Source organism: Streptomyces ipomoeae 91-03, from assembly GCF_000317595.1.
Taxonomy (GTDB): domain Bacteria; phylum Actinomycetota; class Actinomycetes; order Streptomycetales; family Streptomycetaceae; genus Streptomyces; species Streptomyces ipomoeae.
On the sequence record NZ_AEJC01000407.1, the window covers coordinates 1 to 5,671 of the forward strand.

The 5,671-nt window shown below is 66.6% G+C and carries 5 protein-coding genes and 1 pseudogene; 4 read left to right on the top strand and 2 right to left on the bottom strand.

Annotated features, from left to right (window positions below; all coding sequences use genetic code 11):
• Both STRIP9103_RS26980 and STRIP9103_RS26985 read left to right on the top strand, forming a co-directional pair.
• Nucleotides 1–370: pseudogene (locus tag STRIP9103_RS26980) on the top strand (M14 family zinc carboxypeptidase); the annotation flags it as partial.
• A gap of 139 nt (nt 371–509) precedes the next feature.
• Entirely contained in the window at nt 510–1,781 is a 1,272-nt protein-coding gene (locus STRIP9103_RS26985) for a flavin-containing monooxygenase (RefSeq protein WP_078614055.1), read from the top strand.
• Between the two features lie 130 nt (nt 1,782–1,911).
• Here STRIP9103_RS26985 and STRIP9103_RS26990 read toward each other — a convergent pair whose 3' ends face one another.
• Together STRIP9103_RS26990 and STRIP9103_RS26995 are read right to left on the bottom strand one after the other, a co-directional pair.
• Nucleotides 1,912–3,111 carry a helix-turn-helix domain-containing protein gene (locus STRIP9103_RS26990; RefSeq protein ID WP_009324031.1) on the bottom strand — a complete coding sequence of 400 codons (1,200 nt, stop codon included), beginning with the start codon at nt 3,109–3,111 and terminating at the stop codon, nt 1,912–1,914.
• Complete coding sequence (locus STRIP9103_RS26995; protein ID WP_009324029.1) at nt 3,108–3,428, bottom strand: putative quinol monooxygenase; 321 nt, start codon at nt 3,426–3,428, stop codon at nt 3,108–3,110. The genes STRIP9103_RS26990 and STRIP9103_RS26995 overlap by 4 nt, the downstream gene beginning before the upstream one ends.
• 572 nt (nt 3,429–4,000) lie before the next feature.
• On the opposite strand from STRIP9103_RS26995, the gene STRIP9103_RS27000 reads away from it, so the two are divergent.
• Both STRIP9103_RS27000 and STRIP9103_RS27005 read left to right on the top strand, forming a co-directional pair.
• The gene (locus STRIP9103_RS27000) at nt 4,001–4,345 is read left to right on the top strand and encodes a hypothetical protein (RefSeq protein ID WP_009324019.1); all 345 of its coding nucleotides are present in this window, start codon (nt 4,001–4,003) and stop codon (nt 4,343–4,345) included.
• Nucleotides 4,346–5,151: 806 nt separating this feature from the next.
• Nucleotides 5,152–5,541, top strand: a complete 390-nt coding sequence (locus STRIP9103_RS27005; protein WP_009324021.1) for an NADAR family protein — start codon at nt 5,152–5,154, stop codon at nt 5,539–5,541.
• The last annotated feature ends 130 nt before the right edge of the window (nt 5,542–5,671 follow it).

A 5,671-nucleotide genomic window follows, 5' to 3' on the forward strand; every position in this document is an offset into this window, starting at 1 on the left:
GGCCCTCAAGAAGTCGTACAAAGCGCCGGTCTTCTTCAACAACAACATCCACGGCAACGAGTGGGAGGGCACGGACGCGGCCATGAAGCTCATCGAACGCCTCGCGACCGCGACCGACGCGAGGACGAAGGACCTCCTCGCCCACAACCGCCTGTACTTCAACATCACCGCCAACCCGGACGGCCGTATCGCGGGGACCCGCGCGAACGCGGGCGGATTCGACCTGAACCGGGACTTCGTCACCGCCTCCCAGCCCGAGACGCGGGCGATGCGGCAGATCTCCATCGACAAACAGCCGGTCGTCATGCTCGACCTGCACGGGTACGTCAACGGCACCCTCATCGAGCCGACCACTCCCCCGCACGGCGAGACTGCGCCACCATCTCCCCACATTCCAAGAGATCTACGTCACAAGCCCCACCCCGGTCTCCTACAGGCGTGATCAATCCGCAACCAATTCCGGGCTTGACCGAGACCCATCAATGGAGTGCGGGAATACGCTCGGGCTCATGGCCGACTCCACAGCATCCGCCCCCAAGGGATCCGACACCGAGGAACCCGACTCCGGGGGAGCCCCGTCCGCGGCAGCCACGACGCCGGCGTCCGATCGCCCCGTGTATGTCATCGGCGGCGGGCCGGGCGGGCTCGCCGCCGCGTACGCGTTGCGGGCGCGGGGTGTGCGGGCGGTGGTGTTGGAGAGGGCGGACCGGGTCGGGGCGTCGTGGCGGCGGCACTACGACCGGCTGCACCTGCACACGACCCGGCGGCTGTCGGCGCTGCCCGGTCTGCCCATGCCGCGCCGGTTCGGCCGGTGGGTGTCACGGGACAACGTGGTCCGGTACCTGGAGAAGTACGCCGAGGTGCACGAACTGGAGATCGTGACCGGTGTCGAGGTCTCCCGTATCGAACGGTCGCCCGACGGCACCGGCTGGCTGCTGCACGCCACCGGCGGCCGTGAACTCACCGGCGGCGCGGTCGTCGTCGCCACCGGCCACAACCACACGCCCCGCGTTCCCGACTGGCCCGGCCGGGACACGTACACCGGCGAACTGGTCCACGCCGCCGAGTACCGCAACGCCGAGCCCTACGCCGGCCGCGACGTCCTGGTCGTCGGCGTCGGCAACACCGGCGCCGAGATCGCCGTCGACCTCGTCGAGGGCGGGGCGGCACGCGTCCGGCTGTCCGTGCGCACCGCCCCGCACATCGTCCGGCGCTCCACCGCCGGGTGGGCCGCCCAGTACACCGGCATCCTCGTACGGCACCTCCCGGTGGCCCTGGTGGACCGGCTCGCCCGGCCCATGGCCAAGCTCGCCGTGCCGGACCTCTCCGCGCACGGGCTGCCCCGGCCCGACACGGGCCTCTACTCCCGAGTGAACGAGGGGTCCATCCCGGTGCAGGACGTCGGCCTCATCGACGCCGTGCGGAAGGGGCGGGTGGATGTCGTGGCCGCCGTCGAGGGGTTCGAGGACGGCAAGGTCGTCCTCGCCGACGGCAGCCGCGTCGAACCCGACGCCGTGATCGCCGCCACCGGCTACCGGCGCGCCCTGGAAGGGCTCGTCGGACACCTCGACGTCCTGGACGGGCGGGGCAGACCGGTCGTCCACGGCCCCCGCTCCCCCAAGAACGCCCCCGGCCTCTACTTCACCGGCTTCACCAACCCCATCAGCGGCATGTTCCGCGAACTCGCCCTCGACGCCGAGAAGATCGCCAAGGCCATCGCCCGCAGGGGTGGGGTCACCACGCGCGACGCGGTCACCGTGGAGGGCCGCGCCACACGCTGAGAGACCCGGGGCGCCTCGATCAGCCGCACCTTGGCCGCCGGGTTCCCGGTGCCGAGGTTGCCGAACCAGGCGGAGCCTTTGTTCTTGAAGGTTTTTGAAGGTCCTTGAAGGTCGTGAATGGTCGGCTCGCCTATTCCATCGCGTCCGAACGCTCAGCCAGACCACGGAGCTCCGGTGAAGCCGACCGACCCGCCATGAGCATCAGCTCACGGATCGCACCGCGAGCCGCGACATGACTCCGGATCATGTCGGGCGCGATCGCCTCGGCTCTCAGCAGATGCGCGAGCGCGTCTCCGAACTGCCGCCGCTGCACATGCGCCCGGCCGACATCCATCAGGAGCCTGGCCTGCCGTTCGGCGGACAAGCCGGTTGCATCCAAGCCCTCGGCGATGTCCAGTGCTTCTCCGGCGTCCCCCAGATCGACCGCGGTGGCGACCGCCTGAACCTCTACGTTTGTGGGGCCGAACTCCAGATTGAAGTCATTGCGCTCGGCTCCGATACGGGCGGCCACCGCCCGGGCCTTGTCGATCTGCTCGCGGGCAACCGAGCGTTCGCCGGCGCGCGCGTGTACCAGTGCGAGGACAAGATGGAGCGAACCGACGACCGAGAGTTCCTCAGGAGGGGTCGATTCGGCTTCGGCATGTCTGGCGAGAGTGTTGAGCGCTGCGGCAGCCGCGTGTTCGGCCTGGTCCAGGCGCTGGAGTCGTACGAACGCGTGGACCAACCGGAAGACGCCAACGAAAACCCCGAGGCGGTCACCGGCGAGTTCGGCTGAACGGATCGCCCGGTCCGCCGCCAGCGCCTGATAAGCGCGGGCCAGCAGCTGGTACATCTCAGGCCGGACGTCGTCGGGGGCTGTCCGAGCAGCGCGTTCCAGCCGTGGCAGCAAAGCCCCCAACGTCCGGCTCAGGTCGGCGAATCGGTCGCCATGGGTGAGTTCCCAGGCCCGTTCCACCTCCTCCCGCAGTTCGGCGACCGCGCCGGTCCGGAAATCCTCACGAGGCTCAAGGACGACGTCGAGTGCCGGATGGCCCGAGATCACCAGTCGTGCCTGGTCCAGATCGTTCGGCGCGGTGTCATCCGCGACTCCGGCTGCGGCGCCGACTGCCTCGGGCGCCTCTGGCTGGAGGACATGCAGGGGGACACCGAGACCATCGGCGAGCAGCCGTAGTACATCCAGGCGGTTCACCGGCTGGATGCCTCGTTCGACCTGCGACACCCAACTCGCCGTCCGCCCGATCGCTGCGGCCAGCTCGTTCTGAGTGAGGTCGCGCTGTCTGCGCAGCTCGGCCACTCGTACGCCGAAGGCCCGGCGCCCCTCCGAGGTCACGGCCGCCCCGCCACCTTCCCGGCCACCGCGTTGAGGAACGTCACTTCAACACCGGCCAGATACTGCTCCCGCTCGGCGAGAAACCGCTTGGTGTGCGGCTGCGCCTCATGCGCTTCGAACGCGGCGCGGTCCTCGTACAGCTCATAGAAGACACGAACAAGCGGCTGGTCGTCGGGAACGTGAGTGACGTACACCAGCGTGCCTGGCTCCTGGCCCTTGATCCCTTTCAAGGTGTCAGCACACAGCTCATCAAAGGCAGATGCCGCAGCTTCGTCGCGCATCGTGAAACGCACCACCAGCCCGAAACCCTCGCTCATGAGCACTCCCTCCAGTCCCTCCGAGTCTGGCAGGTGTGAGATCCGACTGCGAGTCACAGATTTCCTTCACTCACAGATTTTCTGCGAGTATGCTGTCATCGCACCGCTACTAACCGTGACCTGTCCAACGTCGCACGGAAATTGGCCTGCCTTTCCGCTCGGCAGGTCGACACCCGGCGAGACATGGCAAACCCCCGCAACCGCACTGCGAGCGGTCCGGGGGCACGGCCCACCTGAAGGAAGCAGGTAGACATGGCGCACTGTATCGCCCTTTTCTACGTGGCTCTCTGCACGATGCTCATGAGACTGCTGCTGCCCCCGCTCGGTCGACGCCGTACGGCCCGTCGCTCAGGGGGCACCCCAGCCCATTCGCTCGCTACGACAACGTGTACAGAAACACCCGCCCTCACCCACCCACACCCACTCCACGGCGAGGACTCCCCACTCGTACGCCCCTACCTACTCACTCTGGCCGAACACCAACAGCAGCGGCGGCGCTACCAAGCACTCCGGCTTGCCGAACACGGCATCAACGCAGACCCTGACCGGATCCAAGGTGCGGCGGTGGCCGCATGATGGACCCCGCGAACGACACAAGCAGTCCGACCCGCGCAACCCGGCTTCTCCCCTGGTCCAGCCCCGGAGGTAAGCCCTGCTACCTCCTCACCGACGAGAACGGGGGTGGTTACGTCTCCCGACTCGCTGACGACATCGAGTCCGTTCAGCTCGGCATGGGCAACGAACTGCTGGGGCACGCCCGGGAGCTGATCGACGACCCGAAGACGGGTGCTGTGGAACTCCGCTATCTCTCCGCCCGATTGACCGAATCCCTGCGGGACGTCCTCCGCGTCGCCGAAAGCCGCGGCGCACGGCTGCCGCTCCCCGAAAAGGGCGGAGAGTCGGCATGCACGAACTGATCGCAAGCCCGTTCCTCGACGAGCACCTCGTCCTACGCCCCGGCCACGACACCGGAGTACAGATCCCGCCGCCCCTTACCTCCAACTGAGTTGACCAGTCGTCCGGCGCCGCCCCGAGGCGCCGGACGACCGCGACTACTACCTGGCCTGGGGCCCGAGGACACACCGTCGAAGAACTCGTGACGGTGCTCGGCGTTCGGTGGCGGGTGGAGGAAGCGCTCCGTCCTCAGCCGCCTCACGACGAGCGCATCACCCACGCCCTGCACTGGTCCGCCTGGCGCCGCTGCTCCCCTCGCCCGCGCCTGGCACCGAGCCCGCAATGCCGCCACTCAGCCAGACCGCACCTACAACACCCTCAAGCATCTACAGCTGAAGGCTCAGGGAAGGGCCGGAAAGGTACCGACTGGCCCGAATAGATTCCGCCCTCCCCTGACGAATAATCGACTTGCGCTGGGCGACGATCCGTTAACTCCGCGACATTTCCATACAAGCCCGAGTTGATCCCCAGTGCCCCTGAAAATCGTTTTCCCAGGTCGAGTTGGCCACCGTTCAGTGGGTCGACTGGTAAAACCACCGGCGCCCTCATGGTGAGATAGGCCACGTTCCACCCGTCGAGCGCGAGGCCAATCACTGCATGGAATCAACGAAATCCCAGGTCACAAAGACAACTGAAATCTCTACCGAACCCAGAGCGATTCAGACGAAGGTCAAAATGGACTTGCTCGGGGGGCGGGTGTTCGCTTGACTGCCGTGCGCATTGATCTTGCTTCCGCGCAAGATCGCTCTACCCAAATGGGGGGTCACGCATGAAGAAGCGAATCGCGGTTGCGGCTCTGACCAGCCTGCTCGTCCTATCCGGGACGAACGCGTACGCTTTCGGCACGAAGAGCACCAAACTGGACAACGGCACGCTGTACATCCACGGTGACGATGGCTGTGCTGTCAGCGGCAATTGCTCCATATACTACTCCGCCACGGAGTACAAGAAGACCGGCGGCAGCAAGGTGACCATTCAGCTCGCCATGGTCACCAAGAACTCCATCTTCAAGGACTCTCAGAAGACCGCAGTCGCCGGCTCTGTCATCAAGCACAGTTGGGGCGGCAAGAAGAAGTCGGACACCGGTAGCTGCACCATCACCGGCTACATGGTGGCCAGCACGGGTAAGTACTACACTCCGCCCCTCAGCGTCTGCTGACCTATGCGATAGCCGTCGGGGCGCTGCTTGAGCGCCCCGACGCCGACTCTGAGGCTCCTCTGTGATCGAAGCATCCATCTCCGCCGTTCCAGGGCTTGTTGTCACGTTCCAGGTTCTCGGCACGTTGTTC

Coding starts and splice junctions, on each gene's coding strand:
- STRIP9103_RS26995 (WP_009324029.1), bottom strand. CDS start 3,428: ATGAGCGAGGGTTTCGGGCTGGTGGTGCGTTTCACGATGCGCGACGAA.
- STRIP9103_RS27005 (WP_009324021.1), top strand. CDS start 5,152: ATGAAGAAGCGAATCGCGGTTGCGGCTCTGACCAGCCTGCTCGTCCTA.
- STRIP9103_RS26985 (WP_078614055.1), top strand. CDS start 510: ATGGCCGACTCCACAGCATCCGCCCCCAAGGGATCCGACACCGAGGAA.
- STRIP9103_RS27000 (WP_009324019.1), top strand. CDS start 4,001: ATGATGGACCCCGCGAACGACACAAGCAGTCCGACCCGCGCAACCCGG.